A 1,870-nucleotide genomic window follows, 5' to 3' on the forward strand; every position below is an offset into this window, starting at 1 on the left:
TGGGTAAGGGCTTGAACGGCGATTTCCAATCCTACAAATACAACGGCAAGGAACTCGAACGCCAAATCGGTCTCGACATATACGACTATGGGGCAAGACGCTACGATGCCGCCACCTGCCGCTTCACAACGATGGATCCGCTGGCGGAGAAATATTACTCCACAAGTCCTTATGCGTATTGTGTGAATAATCCGATGCGGTTTGTTGATACTGATGGGAAAAAGATTAAGCCTATTTTATATATAAATAATAGTAATGATCCGACAAGCTATTATAATAGCCCAATAAATTTTAGAAACGCAATGTTTATGTTTGCTAAAACCTCTTTTGGCAAGCAGGTCATAGCAGACCTAACCCCTAAGGGGTCACATTTATTTGGAGTAGCGGGGAATGGAAAATATGCAGAGTTCAACTTGGTGTTACAAGAAGAGCAGATTTACGATCAACAAACAAGGACTGCAAAATTTCACGTTGGGAATCATTGGATTGCTGCTCAAACACAAATGGGTGTGGACGATTATGGAAGACCTAAGTTCACGATAATATTTGATTTGGATTATTCAGAAGCAGAGTTGGTTGAAACCATAACACATGAATTTACAGTTCATTTATCTAATATTTATGACATCTTTGATGCGTATTTGAGAACAGGTAATTCCGATGAGTCCAAACGAATTTGGAATCGTTATACACAAAGTGAAGAACATGAAAATTTACGGGAAACAGACAAAAAGAAACAATTACGTGGTACTATAAATTACAATAACACAAGAGACGAACTTATCAAAAAATATCCGGATTTGAAAGAAACTTTTTATAATGCAAGGAAATAGTATGAGAATTTGTAAAATAATAATGGCATCGTTTTTCATTCTTCTGTTTGTAGGATGTGGTAATTCTGTTAAGAGGACAAAATTTTATCCTTCAGACTGGACGAAAGAGTTCGTCACGATGTATAGCGATGACACAATATTTATTTATAAAGTTGACCGTGAAAAAATACAGTCAAAACTTATGATAAAATTATATAAATTCCAAGGTAATTATTACACCGATGACATGGGGGAGGATAGAAAAATGGTAATGTCAAACAGTATGGAGTTTGACACACTATATAGTGATGACATGAACTATCTCCCTCACAGGATAATAGTTGAGAATGCCGGCAACAATTTAATGTCATCATCTATATTTAATGAAGACGTAAACACATATTTGGAATTAAAGTTGGTTTATGATATCAACTATGACATAAAATATATTCAAGACTGGAGTCCGTATATCACATACACGCCTGTCCCAGAATAATATTCACATTGAAAAAATGAATAGACACTATGAAGAAAATTAAAATATCAATAGTATTGTGTGCAATAATGACATTATGTGCATGTAATGATACTGTAAATACAAAGTTATACCGACCATCAAATGGTGCTGAAAGTATTTCCGTAATAGAAGACAGAGATACCATATCAATATGTGAAGTGGGACGCGAAGACAGACAAGAAAAACTCTTATGGAAATTTTATAAAAAAGAACAGTATTATTACCTTGCCAATTCTGATGGGAAAAGAATACTTGTAATGTCGAACTATTTAATGTCTGGCGCAAATGATGCAAAAACCGCCTTGTATCAAGACAATAAAACAAATATTGGAAATAAGGAGGCTTCTGTAATAGAATCGGCATTGCTTTCAAACGATACCATGACTTATAAATACGGAAATGTGTCAGGAAATAAAATGGGTCTATAACGTTTCATGTGGGTAATCGAGTTTTAATCCACCTGTTACGAAGTAGACCATATACTTAAAGTTTTCTGTATTGACAAATCCTCTTGCCCTCTTTTTAGCGAGTTGTATTTGTG

Annotated in this window: 3 protein-coding genes; all 3 read left to right on the forward strand. The window is 35.0% G+C overall.

Annotation, left to right across the window (positions count from 1 at the left end):
- On the forward strand, positions 1-833 hold an 833-nt coding region (locus C1709_RS00865), incomplete at its 5' end, for an RHS repeat-associated core domain-containing protein (RefSeq protein ID WP_146035436.1).
- Positions 820-1,308 (forward strand): hypothetical protein, encoded by a 489-nt coding sequence (locus C1709_RS00870; protein ID WP_102285056.1) that lies wholly within the window; start codon positions 820-822, stop codon positions 1,306-1,308. The genes C1709_RS00865 and C1709_RS00870, both read left to right, overlap by 14 nt.
- Before the next feature lie 29 nt (positions 1,309-1,337).
- On the forward strand, positions 1,338-1,757 hold the full coding sequence (locus C1709_RS00875; RefSeq protein WP_102285057.1) for a hypothetical protein: 420 nt from the start codon (positions 1,338-1,340) through the stop codon (positions 1,755-1,757).
- Positions 1,758-1,870: the final 113 nt, after the last annotated feature.

This window comes from Metaprevotella massiliensis (genome assembly GCF_900241015.1).

Bases quoted from the DNA above. Each gene is read 5' to 3' on its own strand.
- C1709_RS00870 (WP_102285056.1), top strand. From the start codon at position 820: ATGCAAGGAAATAGTATGAGAATTTGTAAAATAATAATGGCATCGTTT.
- C1709_RS00875 (WP_102285057.1), top strand. From the start codon at position 1,338: ATGAAGAAAATTAAAATATCAATAGTATTGTGTGCAATAATGACATTA.